This is a genomic window from Flavobacteriaceae bacterium, from assembly GCA_003443635.1.
GTDB lineage: Bacteria > Bacteroidota > Bacteroidia > Flavobacteriales > Flavobacteriaceae > AU392.
The window spans coordinates 3303104-3323283 of the sequence record CP031964.1 but is presented as its reverse complement, the minus strand read 5'-3'; the positions used below and the strand labels follow the sequence as shown (position 1 = coordinate 3323283).

Sequence of the window (20180 nt, the reverse complement as noted above, 5' to 3'; positions counted from 1 at the left end):
ATTATATTTTAATTACTTTTTTTGTATTAGTTGTTCCGTTTATTACATAAACCATTAAGTACATTCCTGGATTAATTTCTGCTATATCAATACTGTTTGAAGTTGGAAAATAACTTTTGATTAACCTCCCATTTAAATCATAAATATTCATTTTATCTATCTGACTTCTAGTATTAATGTGTATAAGATCACGAGCAGGGTTAGGGTAAATTGAAATTAACTCATTATTTGAAAACTCAGAAGTACTTAATGTAACCCCATTTCGAAACTTCCATATTTGTCGACCATCATTAATAGTCTCAGCAGCAAAAAATAAATCATTATCTATTGCTAGAATGTTACTAGGAAGTGAACTTTGATTTCCAGGTAGGATATTCGAAATTAAAGTTGTTCCTGCGGTTGACCCATCTGATTTCCATAACTCTGTTCCATTTTCTTGATCGTATGCTTGAAAATATAACTCATTGTTAATAACTGTCATTTCAGAAGGATTAGATCCAGTTGAACCACTATTTATATCTTTAACTAATAATGTCCCCGATTCAGTCCCGTCAGATTTCCATAACTCAGAACCATTAACGTTGTCGTTTGCGTTAAAAAAAACTTCATTTTCCAACACATTAAAACTTTGATCAATAGCAAAAGTTATTACTGCTGTACTCTGAGGATTAGAGATTGAACCAGATACTCCTGGATTGATATCGGTTACTTGGATAGTTCCATTTTCAGTTCCATCAGATTTCCATAACTCTCTTCCTTCATTTGATGTTTCTGCAGAAAAATAAATAACTCCATTTACATTAGTTAAATTGGTGGGAAAAGCAGAAAAACCAGGTTCAATATTTTTAACCAAAACGGTGCCTGCGATTGTACCATCACTTTTATGTAATTCAATTTCACCGTTTGTTTCACTTGAGGATGTAGGAAAATATAATGTTCCATTAACATCAATCATTTTGCCAATATCATTAAAAGTTTTTAAAATAATAGTTCCAGATTCAGTTCCATCACTCCTCCATAAAGTGCCAGAGATAGTTGAAAAATAAATATAATTACCTGATGTTTCTAATTGAGTTGCACTAATAGCTCCACCACTAAAATCTTGCCCTAAATCTTTCAAAGTAATAAGCTCAGATTCAGTTTTTTTGAACAAATAAAAAAGATTATCTCTTCTAGCTATGAAATACAAACTATTATTAAACTCTTTGAGAAAACGCGGAATAGAAGATGTGTTATTTTGATTTATGTTATGTGCAATTAATGTTCCTGATGCAGATCCATCAGTTTTCCATAACTCGTTACCATTTATATTGTCATTGGCACTAAAAAATATGTTATTATTATAGAGTGTTAGCTCCCTTGGAGTTGAACTATTTGGCCCTATATTAATATCTTTCAAGAGGTTTAATTCTGAATTATTGGTGTTATAAATCCATAGTTCATCTCCTATAAGACCATCATTTGTATTAAAAATTAAACTTTTGTTTAAAACGGAAATACTTGTCGTAGGTGAAAGACCAAAATTAGATTTATTAATATTATCAATTAGTAAAGTATTAGATTGACTGCCGTCTGATCGCCATAATTCAAAACCTTCCATTGTTGATGATTTTGAAAAATAAATAAGATCATTAAAAGAAAAAACAGATCTTACTTGATCAAGATAAGTAGCTCGTGAAGTAAAACTTGTTGTAAAATCTGAAACCCAACCTATTTTTGTTGATATAGATCTGTCTAGAGAGACATCAATAAAAAATTGATTAGAATTTATTTGATCTATTTTTGTAAAACTATTTGTTGGGCTAAAAAATCTTGGACTTGGAGTGTTATTTGCTAATTCTTTAATTTCTGTTAAAATCGAATTGATTACATTTAAATCAAATAACGAGGTTCCTCCAGAAGCATTCCCACTACAAAAAATAAGAGAATTATTCTTTTTTGAAAGTTCGGATGGAATAAAATAAGTACTATTGTTTAAATCGTATATTTTATTAGTATTAATTTCTGTACCATCGGTTTCCCATATAAAAAGTCTGTTGAAATCTTTTTGAAAAAATGAAAAGTATAACTTGTTGTCCAATAGAATCTCACTACCATAATTAATAATACCTGTAGTTCCTCCTGCATTACTCCCATTATGAATTCCTTTTACAGGAACAGTATTTGCTATAGTTCCATCAGTTTTCATTATCCCAACACTATTGGTTCCAAAAATAGAACTACTTCTAACAATAAAATATAATTCGTTATTAAAATTAATGTATTGTGATAAAAAAGAAGTGCCTCCAGAGCCTGAGCCATTTCCTCCTAAGGCATCCGTTAGAGAATAGGTTCCTAGTTCTGTACCATCGCTTCTCCAAACCTTTGATCCGTTTGTACTTGGAACTCTAACGCTAAACATAAAAAGATCGTTTAACTTTCCTTTATAACCTGAAGAGCTAGCTGGAATGTCTTCTTTTACAACAATTGTTCCTGAGCTTGTTCCATTGCTTTTCCATAGCCTCTGTAGAGAAGAATCACTTGTTTGGGTAAGAAAAAAAAACTCGTTATTTACTAAAGTTAAACCGGAAGTGTTAGAATTTATGAAATTTGTAACTTTAAAAGTTCCTTGAGTCGTTCCGTCCGTTTGCCATAATTCACCTGAAGAAGTACCATCGCTAGCAATAAAGTATATTAAATTATTTAAGATAACAAAGCTTGGTGAAATAATACCATTATCATTTCCAGGATTTATATCTTTTAAAAGAACAGCGTTATCAGTATTTCCATTAGTTTTCCATATTTCTCTTCCAAAACTTTCGGTAGTTGCTGTAAAATATATAGATTCGTTAAATTCAATAAAATTTGAAGGAGAAGAACTTTTATCTCCTATTTGTGATTTGAAATCAGTAATTTGCTCTTGAGCATTTAAATTAATATTAATAAGTATGATTAATACTAAGCTTAATATTTTCTTCATTTTATGATAAGTAGTTGGTTCAAGCTATCCAAGTTATTAAAAAATCTCTCTCTGTTTATTGAAAATCAATAAAATCGATAAAATGAATTAAACTACCCTCCAATAGTAATCATACTTCTATTTTTTGAATGCAATTTTGGCTCTTGTAATTTTTCTATAGTATCCATTCCGCCACGCATTTTAAATTTTGCTTGTATGGCTTTTTGAATAATGGGCTCAATCGATTTTCCTTCACGAAGTGGCGTTAGAAGATCAGATTCTGTAGCAGAAAATAAACAGTTTTTTAATTGACCATTAGCTGTTAATCGAATACGATTGCAGCTATCACAAAAGGGATTAGTCACAGAACTAATAATAGCAAAAGAACCTTTGTAACCTTCTATTTTATAGTTTTTAGAAGTATCGTTAGGTGTATCTTGTAAGCGAATAATATCTTTCTTTTCAAAAGTATCACTAACATAATTCATCACTTCTTTATAGGACACCATCTTCTTTAAATCCCATTTATTGCCATCAAAAGGCATAAATTCAATAAATCGTACATTAATCGTATTATCTTTTGTGAAGTTTATAAAATCAATGATTTCATTATCATTAAACCCTTTCATTAAAACTGCATTTAGTTTTACATTAAATCCTTCAGAAACTAATAATAAGATGTTGTTGTATACTTTTTCGAAATAACTTCTACGAGTAATCTCTTTAAATTTTTCTGCATTTAAAGAATCTAAGCTCACATTAATATTTTTAATGCCGTTGACTTTAAAAACATCAATAAAACGATCTACAGTCACTGCATTTGTGGTAATAGATAATTCTACAGGTAAGCTAGCTAACCTTTCAATAATTTTTGCTGCATCTTTACGAACTAAAGGTTCACCACCAGTAAGTCGGATCTTGGTCACTCCATGGCCGACAAAAGTTTTAGCAATGGTATAAATTTCATCAAAGTTCATGAGATGAGATTTTGGAGATAACGGAATTCCTTCTGCAGGCATACAATATGAGCAGCGCAAGTTACAACGCTCTGTTAATGAGATTCGCAAATAGCTATGTGCTCTTTTAAAAGTATCTGTTAATATGTGACTTTTTTGTTTCATTAATCGTGTCTTGCACCTTTTAAAATTCTAAAAATATGTAACACCGCAGGAAAAATAGAATCCATAGATTCTTTGGCGCCGTTTGTAGACCCAGGTAATGCCAAAACTAAACTATCTTTAAGTGTGCCTGCAACACTTCTGGATAACATTGAATATGGAATACGATCTTGTCCATAACTACGAATCGCCTCTTCTATTCCAGGAATATTACGATCCAAGATAGGTTTTAGAGCTTCTGGAGTAACATCACGTTTTGATAAACCTGTGCCACCAGTATAAATAATTAAATCTATATTCTGTTCTTGATAGTATTTTGCTTTATTCTGAATGATCTCTTTTTCATCTGGAATAATAATATAATCTGAAATAGAAACATCGCAAGCTTCTAATTTTGAAATAATCGCTTTTCCCGCTTTATCTTCTTTTTGACCTGCAGAAATAGTATCAGAACATACAATAACAGCAGCAGTAATGTCTTTTCTAAAAGAATCTTTATAATCAGATTTACCACCTTTCTTTTCTAGTAATTTTATATGATGAATCTCAACACCTTTATCTATCGGTTTTAGCATATCATACATATTTAATGCTACTACACTAGCTCCGTGCATCGCTTCAACTTCAACCCCAGTTTTGTAAATGGTTTTAATTGTACATAGTATAGTAATTTCTAGATCGTTAATATTATATTCAATTCCTGTATATTCAATTGGTAATGGATGGCAATCGGGGAGCAAATCAGGAGTTTTTTTAACACCTAATAACCCCGCAGCTTTACTCATTGCAAAAACATCTCCTTTAGGAACAGTTTTGTTCTGTATGGCCTGAATAGTTTCTATGCTGCTAACTTTTATAATTGCCTGAGCTGTTGCAATTCTTAAAGTATTAGTTTTATGTGTAATGTCTACCATTATAATGTTTATCCGTTTTTTCGTTTAGTTGTTTAACTGGGAGTTGCGTAATGCATTTAATTTTTCAAAAGAGAAAATATGCGACATAATATAATATTGTTTATTAGTTCTTATCCAAAAAACGATTCAACAATTAAATGATTCAACTATTAACCTTCCATTGATGTGTTTCATCTTCAAAAATCTCTTTTCCAAATACAGGAACTTTATCTTTTATTTCATTTACTACATATTCAATCGCTTTAAAAACTTCTTTTCGTCTTAGCGAGGATACAAAAACGAACATGCAAATTTCACCTGTTTTTACAGTTCCTAAACTATGATAGATGTGCATACAGGTTAAATTAAACTTCTCAAAAGTAGCTTCACGTACTTCTGCAAACTTTGTATTGGCCATCTCTTCATAAGCTGTATACTCAATTGCGGAAACCGTTTTATTATTAATGGTATCTGCGCGTACTTGACCTAAAAAAATATTATGTGCACCAATCCCTGTTTTAGATTGATGTTTTGCAATAGATTCACCTATAAATGATGCTGGAATGGCACCATGCTTAAAAACGTTTTTCAATTTTTTATCACTCATAATCTTTAAAATTAATGACTTGTGTGTTCTAAGAAAGCAAATACGCCTCCTTTTAAACTATAACAATTTTTTATATTGTGTTCCTGTAAAATAGATATTGCTTTTTTACTTCGAATTCCCGACTGACAGAATACCACAACTTCTGAGTCTTGATTTATTTTATCTAAATGATTGTGAAGTATACTTAGCGGAATTTCAATTGGATTTAAATGGTCGTCTAACTTAGGTTGTTCATGGAATTCACGAACATCTATAAATTGAAGCTGTTCTTTTTGAAGCGCATCTTCAATAGAGATTTCAAGAACAGGTAATTCACAATTGATTTCATTTTTATGAATGTTAATGAACTGCTCTTTTTGATCCAGAACCTTTTTAATTTCGGAACCTGATCGCTTTAGTTTTAGTGTTGTAGTGCTGCTATTTAAAGCATTGTAACAAAGTAATTGCCCACTTAAAGTATTGCCTAAACCTAAAATGATTTTTAGCACTTCATTTGCTTGCATTGTTCCTATAATACCCGGTAAAACTCCTAAAACTCCAATTTCTGAACAATTAAGCATAGTGCCTTCTTGTGGCGGATTTGGAAACAAACAACGATAACTTGGGCCATTTTTGTAATTAAATACAGAGACTTGTCCTTCAAATTTGTAAATGGCTCCATAAACTAGGGGCTTATCAGTAAGTATAGCACTGTCATTAATTAAATAACGACTTGAAAAATTATCGGTGCCATCTACAATAATATCATACTGATTGCACAAATTTAAAGCGTTATCTGAAGTTAATTTCTCAGGATATGCGTTAATGGTAATCGTAGGGTTTAAATCTTGTAATTGCTTTTTTGCAGCTAATGCTTTATTATCACCTAAAGAAGATTCGCCAAATAAAACCTGACGTTGAAGGTTGGTGATATCCACATTGTCAAAATCAACAATCCCGATAGTGCCAACTCCTGCTGCAGTTAAATACTGTAGAATAGGACAACCTAACCCACCAGATCCAATAACCAACACTTTGGCATTAGAGATTTTGTTTTGTCCAGATTGTCCGATTTCTGGAAGCAAAATATGTCTGCTATATCTATTCATTTATAATTTAATTTATCCACCTGCAAAAGGTGGTAATAATGCAATTTCATTACTAGAGATAAGATCTTCTTTTGAAGCTATTTCTTGATGTTGAGCAACTTGAAAATCTTTATGTTTTAACTCAGGGTGCTTGTTAAAAAGGATATTTAGTAATCCCGAGATAGAAGTTTTTGTGCATTCTATAACCTCTTCATTACATTGAGTGACTTCTGAAAGCAATCCGAAATATTTAATAGTTATGGTCACACGTTTATAATTTTAATGGTTTCTAATTCATTTGGTGTGTTAATATTCATTGTGCAATAATGCAAGTCAGATTCTAGTGGAATAGTCTTAGTCTTAAACTGTTTTACAGCATTGCGAAGACGTCGTTCTCCATCATCTAATAAAGCTAAACATTTAGACATGCATCGTTTTTTATAAGCGGCAATTATTGGCATTGATTTACCTTTGCTTTCTACCTGAACAACATCAAATTCATCCTCTAAATTATCAGCAATTATATTTAAAACTGTACTGTTTATTAGCGGGACATCACAACTAAGTACCAAATTGTCTTCCGTTTTAGAATGCAATAAACCAGAATATAAGCCTGCTAATGGCCCTGCATTTTCAATAGCGTCGTTAACGCGATTGAGATTAAAAATATCATAATCAGGATTATTGCTTACGATAATAATATCATTTACCAAAGGTGTTAAAGCCTCAATACTATATAAAATAAAAGGTTTGTTCTTAAAATGGAGTAACCCTTTATCGGTTCCCATTCTTGAGCTTTGTCCTCCTGCGAGAATTATACCTGTTATGTCTTTTTTATCTTTCATGCTATTTTTCAATTTGATTGAAAATCTTTTTTATGAAAAATTAGTTTTTAAAGCTTCATTATCTAAAAACTGCCAACAATTTTTATTAATGTTTTCAAAAGTATTTACCAAATGTTGCCCATGAGTGGTAAGCACAGCGCCACCGCCACCTTTGCCACCAGTACTCGTCACTACTACAGGCTCCTTAGCACGCTTATTTACAGCATCAACCAATCCCCAAGCTTTTTTATAAGACATCTCCAGAGATTTAGCTGCTTTAGTAAGCGAACCTGTTTCGCCTATAGCTTTTAATAAGCGTACACGACCTTCTCCTAACAATATGTTTCCATCTGCTTCAATCCAAATTCTGCTTTTGATCTTGTAGTTCATATTTAGTATTAGTTTATAGGGAGTATAATGGCTTCCAGGGGATCATCAATATTAACATTATAAAGATCCTCAGGGATATAAGCCAAAGCATTTGCAATAGCAAATGTGTGTAACATCGATGAGTTTTGACCTTCTAAAATGGTAACATTACCATCATTATAAGTTGCTTTTAAAAACTGAGCACGCTCTCCTTTTTTAGTATATGTTAATGTTGACTTTGCCTTAACCCTTGCTATCTCAAAATTAGTATTTCCAGATAATCGTTGTAATGTAGGGTATACATAAATATAAAAGCAACTTAATGCTGCTGCAGGATTCCCTGGCAATGCGAACACATATTTATTTTCTTTTTTTCCAAAAAACAAAGGTTTTCCAGGCTTTTGTTTTACTTTATAAAAAAGTTGCTCGACCTGTAATTCTTTTAAAGCACTCCCAACAAAATCGTAATCTCCTACAGAAATTCCGCCAGATACTAAAATCACATCATTTTTTGAAATCGCATTTTGCAATGTATCTACAGTATTTTGATAGTTATCATCTACTTTATAAATTGTTGTATGAATATATCCTAAGCTTTTTAATGCTGAAAACAACATAGTAGCATTGCTCTCGTAAATTTGTCCATAATTAAGAGGCTGCCCTGAAGAAACTAATTCGTTACCTGTAACCACTATTGCAATTGATGGTTTTTCGTAACATTTAATTTCTGTAATCCCTAGAGATGTTAAAAAAGCAATGCCCGCCGAGGTTAAACGTGTGCCAGAGGTTAAGGCAATTGCTCCTTTTTTTGTTTGTTCTCCAAGAGGGCGAATATTTTGATTTTGATTTATAGCTTCTTTTAAATGTAATACCTCTTCAGTTGCCATTACTTTTTCTTGCATTACAACAGCATTTGCTGTTTCTGGAACTGGAGCTCCTGTGAAAATGCGTATGGCTTCACCAGTATTTAATATTGGATTGTAGTTGTCTCCAGCTTTTACTTCGCCTTTAAGATTATAATCTAAGTTATTGTGTATACAAAGTGCATAACCATCAACAGCAGATTGTTTAAATGGAGGCATATTAATTGGAGATATAACATCTTCAGCTAAAACATATCCCAAAGCATCTACTACAGGTATATTTTTAAACCCTTGTAATTTAAACGTGTTTTGCTCTAATATAGTTAATGCTTCGTTTACAGAAATCATAAAATAATCGTTATATCTTTACAAATATAACGACTTCTTTTTTATAAAAATGTTAACTTTGCGTTTAAAATAAAAAGATAACCAACCATTATTTATGGTCAATAAAATAAATGCCGAAATTAATAAGGTATATTTTATTAATAAATATACTCTGATTCATATTCTTGAGGGATCGGGTAATATTCAAGTTGATTTTAAAAACTATCATAACTGGAAGGATAAAGCTATATATTTAGAGAAAGGCCAGTATATAAAGTTTTTGTCGGATGATTTTGTTGTTCGTTTTATCGATTTTCCTGATGAAATAATGTTCAGATCTAAAGATGTCAGAATATTATTTAAACACCTTATTTCTTTAGGCTATATTGATTTTAACGAATGTTTTGACTGCCAACAGTTTTTGTCGCAAAGTGTATTTAACCCTGAAGCTAGTAATATTATTGATGTTTCTACCGAGCAATGGTACTGGCAAAACCCTTTCCATGCAGACAAGGACGAGTATCAAATTATTTTTGATGTAAAAGATATTATCGACCAGGAGTATTCTAATAATATTAATAGTGCTAAGCTTGTAAATGCTATAACTACAAATAATTTTAATGTTCAATCTTTAGTAAAAGATAAATTAGGTGTTACCGTTAATAAGCTAATACATCAAAAACTACTTATTGAGAGTCAGAAAGATGTGGCTTTCTCAAATAAAAGTATTAAAGAAATAGCATACGATAAAGGGTTTAAAGATCCTGCTTATTTTAACCGTGTTTTTAAAAACTCGCTAGGGCAAACTCCAAAAGAATTTAGAGAAAATTTTGATTATGAAAATCGAGATCTGTTTTCTCAAAATATTATTGACCTCTTAAAGACGTTTCATAAAGAAGAGCATTCTTTGCAGTTTTACGCAGATAAAATGAATATGAGTGTTAAAGCGCTTTCTAAAAAAGTAAAACAAAAAATGAGTGTGTCACTCGGGCAATTAATTCGTAGTGAAATTATTCATAGCGCCAAACAAATGCTTAAAGAAAACGAACAGGTTAAGGATGTTGCGTTTCAGTTAGGCTTTGACGAACCCAATCATTTTACTTCATTTTTCTCTCATTATGTTGGAGCTCCTCCAACGACTTTCTTAAAATAAAATAGTGCAATATTTTGCGTGTTTTTTGTATCAAATAAGGAATTATTCTCATTGATCTTTGCGGTGTAATTACAAAACAAAATTTGTTTAATCACTAAAAAGATAATAAAGATGAATATCAAAGACCAGGCAACAAAAATGGATGCTATTGTATCACAAGGCGCAATAGTAGATGCCGTAAAGCAATTTTTTGCAGAAGACGCTAACACATCAGACTATGGTGGCGGTGGAACTGTAGGAAAGCAAGCGATGATCGAAAAGATGGAAGGCTTTGCAGGTGCAATAGCAGCAGTAAATGGCATTACCCATCATCACACTATCGTAGACGGAAATGTATCCGCTTCAGAATTCACATTTGACTTTAACATGAAAGATGACAGTAAGATCTACTGGCATGAGATCATTCGAAGAGTATGGAATGAAAACGGAGAAGTCGTACAAGAAGAATACTTTAACGCAGAGTAATAAAAACAACAAGGAAAATAATAAAGTAAATAAAAAGAGATGAAGAATTTAATAAAAACAACAATTTTGGGGTTAGCTTTAGTAGTAAGCACAACCGTATTTGCACAAGACAAGAAAGCAAATAATATAGACAATAGTAATATCGCATTACAAGGATATAGCCCGGTATCGTATTTAGATTTAGGAATAGCACAAAAAGGGAAGCAACAATTTAAATCAGAATACAAGAAGATATCATACTACTTCACATCGGCAGATCAGAAGAAAGCATTTGATAAGAACCCGGCGAGATATGTACCCCAGTATGGAGGATTCTGTGCCTTTGGGACGTATGCAGGAGCGAAGTTCAGACCAGACCCAAATAAGTTTATTGTAAAAGATGGTAAATACTTCTTATACCTATACACTTTAGAATTAGATGCACAACAATTATGGTTAGCAGAGAAGAATCATAATAAGTTAGTATCGGTGGCAGATAAGAACTGGGAGAAGTTGAGTAAGACGTACAATTAAAATCGACATTTCCGTTCGTTGGTTTATAAGAGTTATTGAAAGTATATTCAATAACTCTTTTTTTGATATAAATGAGCTTTTTTAAATTTTAATTAAAAAAGCTCATTGTAGCTCATAAACAGTAACTTAAGAATTAAAAAAAAGCAATAGTTGTATTGTTGATAAGGTGTTAATAAATGCACATTATAGGTAAGAAAATATATATATAAATGTTTTTAATCGTATTTTTATGTATTTCATCGATTATTTGAATAACCTTGTACGACTTAGAGATAAGTTTACAGTCCTTTCTTAAGCCCCAAGAATTACAAATGCTTTTTAAAGGTAATTATTAATCCATTCCCTAATATTCAATTTTTTTATAAAGAATTGGATTCCCTCATTTTTAAATTAAAAAATAACTCGCCTATTGGTGTTTTATAAATATTAGTCCGTTGTGCTCCCTCGCAATTTCTAAAAGCTATTAATGTACCCAAAACATTAATAAACACACAAATTGTATAACAACTAAAATCTAATATTATGAAAACCCTAAAAGCTTTATTATTACTAGTCGTATTTTGTTTAACTGTATCTGGAAGTACTTATGATGTTAAACCACAAATTGATGATACTTATCAAATTGATAAAAATGAAATTGAAGTTGCAAATGATTTAAAGAATGGAAAGATGAAATTGCCTAGTCAACAAGATTCTTAGATAATTTACGTGTTAAGAATACATAAAAAGGTCTATAGTTTTTTAACTATAGACCTTTTTATGTATTGAAGATATTTTAATTAATTTTTTTCTATAACAAAATATTATAAATTTGAGAATAATACTAATTCTCTAATGCAGATCAAAACAAAATTAATTTTAATACTACTTTTAAAAAGCTGTTTTCTACTTGGACAAAATAGATCTATTAATAAAGAGTCAGACACTATATCCATTCTAATACAGCTGTCAAGAGATAAAGGTTTATCAAAAATATTAGCACTTTCTTATGCAGAAAGTGCGGTTGAGTTTTCTAAAAGGACAAACGAAGATTCAATTGTATTAAGAAGTTATCGAAATTTGGCAAGGTTGCACTTAAATCAGCAGAATTATAAAGAATTTGGTAAAGTAAATTTTATAAACTTAGAGCTTTCTGAGAAGTTAAATGATACAGTTGCGCTAGCTTCAGCAAATAATAACTTAGGATGGTTTTATTCTACCGAAGCAAAAAATGATAGCTCTTATTTTTATTATTCTAACGCAGTTAAATTATATAGTAAATTAAAAGATAATAGAAATCAAGGAGAAGTTCTATTAAATATGGCACATATTCAAGAGTCTGAACGTGATTATATAGGTGCAGAAATTAATGCTTTTGAAGCTATTAAATTAATAGAAAAACTTCCAGAAACCGAAAACAATCTAGATACATTATGGTCTTTACATAATTTAATTGGGTTTATATCATTGGAATTGCGAGATTTTGAGAGAGCATTAGAATATCACAATAAATCTTTAAAATATAGTAATAAAATCTCTGATAATTATTATTACAATTTATCTACTAACTTAAATTTGTCCAGAGCTTTCAAAAAAAATGGAGAATATGACAAATCAATTTCTCTTTATAATGAATTATTAAAAGACGAAAACTTATTTGAATTTAATCCTAGTACATATATAAAAATTCTAAATAATTTAGCTTATACTAGATTAATTAATAAAAATGATAATAGTATAGAAGTTTATGAATTATTAAAAGAATCTTATAGGTTAAATGATAGTATTCAAGATCAAGTTAATACTATGGGGATTAGTAATAGTTTAGCAGAATATTTTTTAAGTAAAAATGAAAAAGATTCAGCATTTTATTATAATAATCAAGCTTTAAAGTTAGCTAGAGAGCTTAACTCTAATGAAACACTTTTAGAATCTTTAATATTAATGTCACGAATTAAAGGAGGAGATGAAGGGATAGAATATCTTAATGAACATAGAGTGTTAAGTGATAGTTTATTGCAAAGAGAACGTGCTTATCGAGATAAATTTGTAAGAATAGACTATGAAACAGATAAGTTAGAAGCAGATAATGCCACTCTCTCTAAAGAACGTTTATTATTTTTAATACTCTCAATTGGGTTATTTGCTTTGCTTGCCTTAGTTTATGTGGTGATTACGCAACGTAATAAAAATAGAGAATTAAAATTTGCACAAACCCAACAGCAAGCAAATGAAGAGATTTATAACTTAATGTTGGTACAACAAGATAAAATTGAGGAAGGGCGTACCGTAGAGAAAAAACGAATCTCCCAAGAGTTACACGATGGTATTTTAGGGCGTCTATTCGGGACACGCTTAAGTTTAGATAGTTTAAATATGGTGCATACAGATGATGCTGTAAAAAACAGAGAAAAATATATTAACGAGTTACAAACCATAGAGCAGGAGATCAGAAAAATTTCTCACGATTTAAATGCAGATTTTATTGTAGGTACCAGTTTTATAGATATTGTAAAAACACTTATCGAGACCCAAACTCAAGCTTATGGGTTAGAATATCATTTTACTGATGATACCCATATAAATTGGGATGAGGTTACCAATAAAAATAAAATTCACATTTACAGAATGTTACAAGAAACTATGCAAAATATTTATAAACATGCAAAAGCTAGTTACATAAATATTGGGTTTCAATTAAAAAAAGGTGTAATTTTAGTAACTGTTGGAGATGATGGTATTGGATTTAATACAGAAAAAGCTAAGAAAGGAATAGGAATAAAAAACATTAATGCAAGAGTAAAAGACTTTGGAGGGAAAGTTAATATAGACTCGGTGATTAATGAAGGTACAATTATAACTATAACAATCCCCCTTAATTAGTAACTTAATGGCACAAAAATTAAAAATATTAATGGTCGATGATCACCCTATGATCATTGAAGGCTATAAAAATACATTACAAGCAACAAAGGCAGCAGATCAGGAATTGCAAATAGATATTGCTACTAATTGTGACTTGGCTAACGAAATGATTAAAAGCTCAGGAGGTTCTATCCCTTACGATATGATTTTCTTCGATATTAGCTTGCCTCCATCTAAAGACGGATTAATAACTTCTGGTATTGACCTTGCTAAAATAGCAAGACAGTATTTACCAAAAGCAAAAATTATAATCCTTACGATGTTTAATGAATCGTATCGAGTACACAATATTATAAAAGAAATTAACCCTGAAGGCTTTTTAATTAAGAGTGACTTAACCTCTCGTGAATTGGCTGATGCTTTTCAGCAAATCCAAACAAAGCCACCTTATTATAGTGTTACAGTAATTAACTTTTTAAGAGCTTCTGTAACGACCAATATACAACTGGATGATATTAGCAGGAAAATATTGTACTTGTTGTCTCAGGGTATAAAAACAAAGAGTTTAACAAACCATGTAGGTTTGTCTATGAGTGGTATAGAAAAACGAAAAAAACAGCTTAAATTATTGTTCTCTATTGAAGATGGCAAGGACGAAACCTTGTTAAAAGAGGCTAAAGAGAAGGGCTTTATTTAAATAAAAGACATACTTTTCTTATTTAAATACGTTAAACTTTAAATTTTAAAACTTCTCGAAATAGTAGTAAAACCTAAAAAGTACGGTTTTACCTTACCAATTTGGAGTTATAACCGCAAAAGAAAATCAATTTGTAAAGTTATATTTGTTATAACATCAACAGTAAATTAATTAATCCCTCTAATTTAATTGTTGAATTAATAGCAATTCATTCTAAGGTCCTATAACTAAGCATAAGCGCATAATGTAAAGTTGTAGGGCTTTACTTTTTAAAAAATTACCCCACTGTAATCACTTACTTTTCCAATAAATAAACCTAAATAAATTAGCGCTGTAATAAACTTTAATAGTGTAGATGTTAAAAACCCTAGAAAAGAACCAAATGCTGCTTTTAAAGCTTTTTGAGAATCAGCTTTATTAATTAGCTCTCCAGCAAATGCACCAAAAAATGGACCTATAATAATACCTCCAGGAATTGGAGATAGTAAACCTACAACTAAACCTACAGAAGTACCAATCATACCGTATTTGGAGCCACCAAATTTTTTGGTACCCATGGCTGGGATAATATAATCCAGAATCCATATAATAATAGCTATAACCAAAGTAATACCAAGAAAAGTCCAATTCATTGGAATAGCTTCTGTAAAATGAAGTATAAGTAACCCTACCCAACTGGTTATAGGCCCAGGAAGAATTGGTAAAAAGCTTCCTATGATACCAAGAATCATAAATAAAGCTGCCACAAAAATTAAGAGGATATCCATTTTAGAATTTAATTGTTGGACGCATAGAAATGTTAAATGTTACATTTTTAAACTAAATAATTAGTTTAAACTAATTATTTAGTTATATTAGCAAAATGAATTACGATTCATTTTGCTATACTGAACTTGTTTCAGTATCTCATAAATAGATGTTTAACTAAAAATATTACCAATCTAATTGGGAAATAATATGAAGCAATTAACTAAAGCAGAAGAGGATATTATGCAAATTTTATGGCAACTAAAAAAAGCCAATGTAAAAGCAATTATATCTGAATTTCCAGAACCTAAACCTGCCTATAATACAGTATCCACTATTGTACGCATATTAGAGAGTAAGGGGTTTGTGGATTACGAAAAACAAGGAAAAGGACATATATATTTTCCTGTGATACAAAAACAAGAATATAGTAATCAGTCAATCAACAAATTGGTAGATAACTATTTTCAAGGTTCATTTAAAAGTATGGTGTCTTTTTTTGCTAAGAAAAATGATATTAGTTTAAATGAGTTAGAATCTATTTTAAAAGAAATCAATAAAAAAGAATAGTTATGTTGCATTATATATTACAAACCATCGCATTTCAATTATTTTTCTTGATAGTGTATGATGTGTTCTTGAAAAAAGAAACTTTTTTTAATTGGAACAGGGTGTATTTATTGTCTACTGCTGCTTTATCTATAATCCTTCCGTTTATAAAAGTAGATAGTTTTAAATCTGTAATTCCAGAACAATTTGTTATCGCACTACCTGAAGTGCTTTTAGGAGAGCAGTCTATAGAACTTACAGGTCCACTATCAAATGTAAATAACACTACAACTGGATTCACTTTTAGTTGGGAACTGTTATTTTATGTAGGAATAGTGATCACAGCAGTAATCTTTATATATAAACTTGTTAGATTGTTGTTTTTAGTTTATAAAAATCCGACACAATGGAAAGGGGATTTACTAATTGTAAAACTTATAAATAGTAATGCTGCATTTTCGTTTTTTCATTACATATTTTTAGGAGAGTTTATTAAAACAGAGGATAAATCTACTATTCTAAACCATGAAATAGTTCATGTAAAACACAAGCATACTTTCGATTTGTTGTTTTTTGAAGTATTACGAATTGTATTCTGGTTTAACCCTTTAATTTATTTATATCAAAAAAAAATGACAGCATTGCATGAATATACTGCAGATGCAAAAGCAATAGAATTACAAGGTAAAGCAGAGTATTATCAAAATTTATTATCTCAAGTTTTTGAAACAAAAAACTTCTCTTTTACAAATACATTTTTTAAACAATCATTAATTAAAAACCGGATTACCATGTTAAGTAAAACAAAGTCAAACCAAATTTTAAAATTTAAATACGCATTACTAATCCCTATGGTGTTTGGAATGTTATTATATACTTCTTGTGAAAAAGAAACTGTATTAGAAGAAGAGGAGATACTGGCTACTATTAGTGAGCTTAATTTTTCAGTTCTAATTAATAGTGAATCCCGTAATAACATAGATGAATTAATGGCACCGTTTAAAGAGAATGATGAAAAAATGAATGTTTTTTTAAGAGCTAACCCAAATTATGTGAAATGGGTTACAATTAGCCCTGATAGAATAAGTCATACAATACATAATACAAGTGAACAAGTTCCTGATGGTTATAATAAATTGGAAGGATTTAAAGAAGAAGATAAAGGGTTGATTTATTATTTAGGATTTGCAGATTTTAAAAATGAAAACTCTAAAGAAAAATTAGAAACAGAGTCTTATGAAGAAGATGAAGTACCTTTTGCAAAAATAGATAGAGTTCCTGTTTTTCCTGGATGTGAAGGTTTAGATAAAGAAGCTCAGCGAAAATGTTTATCAAATAAAATAGCATCTCATGTAAATAAAAATTTTAATCTTAATTTAGGAAAAAAACTAGGGTTATCTGGAAGGCAAAAGATTCATGTCTTTTTTAAGATTGATGAAAACGGTAATATTACAGAAATTAGATCAAGAGCACCACATCTAGAACTTGAAGAAGAAGCAGAACGTGTGATCGAGTCGTTACCAAAAATGAAACCAGGTAAGCATCAAGGTGAAAATGTAATTGTACCTTATGCTTTACCAATAATTTTTCAAATACATGATTAAATACATAATACTTTTTATATTATTAATTACGTTATATAAAGCCGAAGCTCAGTCTTCGGCTTTAGAACTTGGAAACGACTTGTATGCTAAAGGTTACTATTCAAAATCTATTGAAGCGTATCAAGATCATACGAATAAAGCAGATGTTTATGATAAAATAGCAAAAGCCTATATCGCATTAGGAAATTATGATAAAGCTTTATTAAATTATGAATATAGTGTTAAAGCAAATCCTGATAATACATTATTTAAATTTGAATATGCTAAACTGCTAAACAAGATCAAACAATATAAAGCAGCTTCGGATGTTTTTTATACGCTTGTAGTTACAGATAGCCTCAATCCTAATTACCATTACGAACTTGGTTTGGTTCTAGAGAAATTAAAAGACTCTACAACTCAAGATCGGTTTTTAAAAGCATTTCGTTTAGACAGTACACATCAGAAAGCAATATTTAGAATTGCTAAGCATCATTTAATTAAAAGACATCATAAAACAGTAGATGATTTTATTGATATTGGACTAAAATCATATGCAAATAATAAAGAATTAATAAGTTTAAAAGCACAAAATTTTTATTGGAAAGAAGATTATCATAAATCTATAAAATGGTTTGAAAAACTAGTAGAATTAGATGAAAGAACACTATTTGTTTACGAAAAACTAAGAGAGATTTATATAAAGGTTTATAATTTTGAAAAAGCTATAGAGTATGGTGTTTTAGCATTAAATCTAGATCCTAAAAGTCCTGAAAACATGTTTGCTTTGGGTCAAGCTTACGAGCAACAAGCACTATTGTACAATAATGAAGATGATTATAAAAATGCTGAAAAATATATGAAAGCAGCAATAGAAATATTAGATAGACCTTTGGATGGAGAGTACTTAAAATTGGCTGGGGTATATAGTAGTCAGAAAAAATATAAAGAAGCCATTGAGGTTTTGCAGATTGCAATTAAAGAAAACCCTAGAAACGCTTTCACCTATTTTAGATTAGTATTGTTAAAAGAAGTATACTATGAAGATGTTGATGCAAAAATTAAGGCTTACGAAGAGTTTATAAAAAAATTCCCCAAATCAAGATATTTAACTTTTGCTCAGAGTAAATTAAGTAAATTAAAAGAAGAGAAGTTTCTTAAGATAGAAGATTAAAAACAGATCTAAACTTGTTTTTCGATCTCAAAAAAATTACTTTTCAGTTTTAGTTTTAATTGATGAAGTATCTAAAACTTATTCTCATATTCTTGTGCATATCATCTTGCGATTATTTCGATAAGAAAAAGGTGTATCCCGAAGATATCATTAATGAAGAGTTAAAGACTTTTAATTGGAGCGAAGTTGATGAATATCCAAATTTTTCTTCTTGCAGCTCTGCTTCAACTAAAATTGAAAGAAAACAATGTTTTCAAAATACAATTACTAAACACATTACAACCTATTTGAATAAAAAAGTAGTTGTGGTAACAGAAACAATTAACGATACTATTCTCATTAAATTTTTAATTTCTGAGACAGGAGCAATTAGCATTCAACAGATACAAAGTGATAGCTTAACCAAAGCCCAAGTCCCTAATATTAATAAATTGTTAGAAAATAGTTTAAATGACCTGCCCAAAATACTCCCTGCCATAAAAAGAGGTCAAGAAGTAAAAACAGAATTTAAACTCCCAGTAGTAGTTAAAGTAAACTAACTATAGAGCAAACTTTATACCTATCGCAAAGTCTATAGGAAAGTTATCAGAACTCTCTTCAAATAAAGCAAAAATCTCATTGTAAGCTAAAGTTATAAAACTCTTTGAGCTTAATTTTATATCTGCACCTAAGCCAATAATAAAAGGGAAATCAATATTTCCATCACTTAAACGCTCTGTAAACATATTTTCTTCCAGTTGTACAGTTGTGTCGACATAACTATAAGTAAGGAAATTTACGTTTCCATAAATATTAAATTTTGATGTGTTTATAAATCGATAACGGTAACCTAAAGCCAATTGCGTTTCGGAATAGTCAAAATCATCTTGTTCAAATACATGTCTAACATTAAAAAAAGCTGCGTGATTTGAGAAACGATTCTCTGTAAATAATTCGATTTCTGCTCCAAAAAAAGGAGTAACTACATTACTAGGATTTACAACAAAAACATTATTGGTAATACCACCAAATAATAAAAGTTGTGTTTTAAGCTTTGTATCATTACGTATAGCAGAATAACTAGTATTAGTTGCTAAATTATATTTATTTATAAAGCGCCTTAAGCTAGTTAAAGTAAAATTGACTTTACTTATATCTAAATTTTGATCTGAACTTAATTGTTGTAATACAACTTTGTATTCTTCTTTAAATTTTTTAGTATTTCCTTTTGTATTTGTTAACTCGGTAATGATATCATTTTTTCTAACAAAATAACGATATTGACGATCTATAATATTCCAAAGTAAGTCAATAGTACCTTTAGCTTCAGTTTTTAATTCTAAGCTTTTTCCATTTACAGTATAATATTCTTGAGAAGATAAAAAGCTAATTGAAAATACAGCAAATACGATTAAAATAATGTGCTTTTTCATAAGAAATAGATTTTGGGTCTATGTAAAATTATAAAAA

The 20180-nt window shown here is 30.0% G+C and carries 20 protein-coding genes; 9 read left to right on the top strand and 11 right to left on the bottom strand.

Annotated features, from left to right (window positions below):
- Position 1 precedes the first annotated feature (1 nt).
- From D1817_15230 to D1817_15190, 9 genes are all read right to left on the bottom strand, one after another.
- On the bottom strand, positions 2 to 2959 hold the full coding sequence (locus D1817_15230) for a T9SS C-terminal target domain-containing protein (protein AXT21165.1): 2958 nt from the start codon (positions 2957 to 2959) through the stop codon (positions 2 to 4).
- Positions 2960 to 3051: 92 nt separating this feature from the next.
- Positions 3052 to 4059 carry a GTP 3',8-cyclase MoaA gene (gene moaA / locus D1817_15225; GenBank protein ID AXT21164.1) on the bottom strand — a complete coding sequence of 336 codons (1008 nt, stop codon included), beginning with the start codon at positions 4057 to 4059 and terminating at the stop codon, positions 3052 to 3054.
- Positions 4059 to 4970, bottom strand: a complete 912-nt coding sequence (locus D1817_15220; protein AXT21163.1) for a bifunctional molybdenum cofactor biosynthesis protein MoaC/MoaB — start codon at positions 4968 to 4970, stop codon at positions 4059 to 4061. The genes moaA and D1817_15220 overlap by 1 nt, the downstream gene beginning before the upstream one ends.
- 142 nt (positions 4971 to 5112) lie before the next feature.
- Entirely contained in the window at positions 5113 to 5541 is a 429-nt protein-coding gene (locus D1817_15215) for a molybdenum cofactor biosynthesis protein MoaE (GenBank protein ID AXT21314.1), read from the bottom strand.
- A gap of 26 nt (positions 5542 to 5567) precedes the next feature.
- Positions 5568 to 6644: a molybdopterin-synthase adenylyltransferase MoeB gene (gene moeB, locus D1817_15210; protein AXT21162.1), complete on the bottom strand. Its 1077-nt coding sequence runs from the start codon at positions 6642 to 6644 to the stop codon at positions 5568 to 5570.
- 12 nt (positions 6645 to 6656) lie between these two features.
- Entirely contained in the window at positions 6657 to 6890 is a 234-nt protein-coding gene (locus D1817_15205; protein ID AXT21161.1) for a MoaD/ThiS family protein, read from the bottom strand.
- On the bottom strand, positions 6887 to 7468 hold the full coding sequence (locus D1817_15200) for a molybdenum cofactor guanylyltransferase (protein ID AXT21160.1): 582 nt from the start codon (positions 7466 to 7468) through the stop codon (positions 6887 to 6889). Before D1817_15200 ends, D1817_15205 begins: the two co-directional genes overlap by 4 nt.
- Before the next feature lie 30 nt (positions 7469 to 7498).
- Positions 7499 to 7837, bottom strand: a complete 339-nt coding sequence (locus D1817_15195) for a LysR family transcriptional regulator (protein ID AXT21159.1) — start codon at positions 7835 to 7837, stop codon at positions 7499 to 7501.
- Positions 7838 to 7845: 8 nt separating this feature from the next.
- Positions 7846 to 9027, bottom strand: coding sequence for a molybdopterin molybdenumtransferase MoeA (locus tag D1817_15190; GenBank protein AXT21158.1), 1182 nt, complete (start codon positions 9025 to 9027; stop codon positions 7846 to 7848).
- A gap of 94 nt (positions 9028 to 9121) precedes the next feature.
- Between D1817_15190 and D1817_15185 the strand changes: the two genes are divergently transcribed.
- The 5 genes from D1817_15185 to D1817_15165 all read left to right on the top strand — a co-directional run bounded on the left by D1817_15185 (position 9122) and on the right by D1817_15165 (position 14678).
- Positions 9122 to 10159, top strand: coding sequence for an AraC family transcriptional regulator (locus tag D1817_15185; GenBank protein ID AXT21157.1), 1038 nt, complete (start codon positions 9122 to 9124; stop codon positions 10157 to 10159).
- Positions 10160 to 10270: 111 nt separating this feature from the next.
- The gene (locus tag D1817_15180; GenBank protein AXT21156.1) at positions 10271 to 10624 is read left to right on the top strand and encodes a nuclear transport factor 2 family protein; all 354 of its coding nucleotides are present in this window, start codon (positions 10271 to 10273) and stop codon (positions 10622 to 10624) included.
- Between the two features lie 39 nt (positions 10625 to 10663).
- Positions 10664 to 11137: a hypothetical protein gene (locus D1817_15175; GenBank protein ID AXT21155.1), complete on the top strand. Its 474-nt coding sequence runs from the start codon at positions 10664 to 10666 to the stop codon at positions 11135 to 11137.
- An 834-nt stretch (positions 11138 to 11971) separates the two neighbouring features.
- On the top strand, positions 11972 to 13999 hold the full coding sequence (locus D1817_15170) for a two-component sensor histidine kinase (protein ID AXT21154.1): 2028 nt from the start codon (positions 11972 to 11974) through the stop codon (positions 13997 to 13999).
- Positions 14000 to 14006: 7 nt separating this feature from the next.
- On the top strand, positions 14007 to 14678 hold the full coding sequence (locus D1817_15165) for a DNA-binding response regulator (protein AXT21153.1): 672 nt from the start codon (positions 14007 to 14009) through the stop codon (positions 14676 to 14678).
- A 269-nt stretch (positions 14679 to 14947) separates the two neighbouring features.
- Here the strand turns inward: D1817_15165 and D1817_15160 are convergent, their stop codons facing one another.
- Entirely contained in the window at positions 14948 to 15445 is a 498-nt protein-coding gene (locus tag D1817_15160) for a DUF456 domain-containing protein (protein ID AXT21152.1), read from the bottom strand.
- A gap of 190 nt (positions 15446 to 15635) precedes the next feature.
- Between D1817_15160 and D1817_15155 the strand changes: the two genes are divergently transcribed.
- The 4 genes from D1817_15155 (at position 15636) to D1817_15140 (ending at position 19270) form a co-directional block, all read left to right on the top strand.
- A complete protein-coding gene (locus D1817_15155) occupies positions 15636 to 15995 on the top strand; it encodes a BlaI/MecI/CopY family transcriptional regulator (protein ID AXT21151.1) in 360 nt (119 codons plus the stop codon).
- Positions 15996 to 16765: 770 nt separating this feature from the next.
- Positions 16766 to 17578 carry a hypothetical protein gene (locus D1817_15150; protein AXT21313.1) on the top strand — a complete coding sequence of 271 codons (813 nt, stop codon included), beginning with the start codon at positions 16766 to 16768 and terminating at the stop codon, positions 17576 to 17578.
- Positions 17571 to 18731 (top strand): hypothetical protein, encoded by a 1161-nt coding sequence (locus D1817_15145; GenBank protein ID AXT21150.1) that lies wholly within the window; start codon positions 17571 to 17573, stop codon positions 18729 to 18731. The genes D1817_15150 and D1817_15145 overlap by 8 nt, the downstream gene beginning before the upstream one ends.
- Positions 18732 to 18793: 62 nt before the next feature.
- Entirely contained in the window at positions 18794 to 19270 is a 477-nt protein-coding gene (locus D1817_15140; protein ID AXT21149.1) for a hypothetical protein, read from the top strand.
- Here D1817_15140 and D1817_15135 read toward each other — a convergent pair whose 3' ends face one another.
- Positions 19271 to 20143, bottom strand: a complete 873-nt coding sequence (locus D1817_15135; protein AXT21148.1) for a hypothetical protein — start codon at positions 20141 to 20143, stop codon at positions 19271 to 19273.
- Positions 20144 to 20180 lie beyond the last annotated feature (37 nt).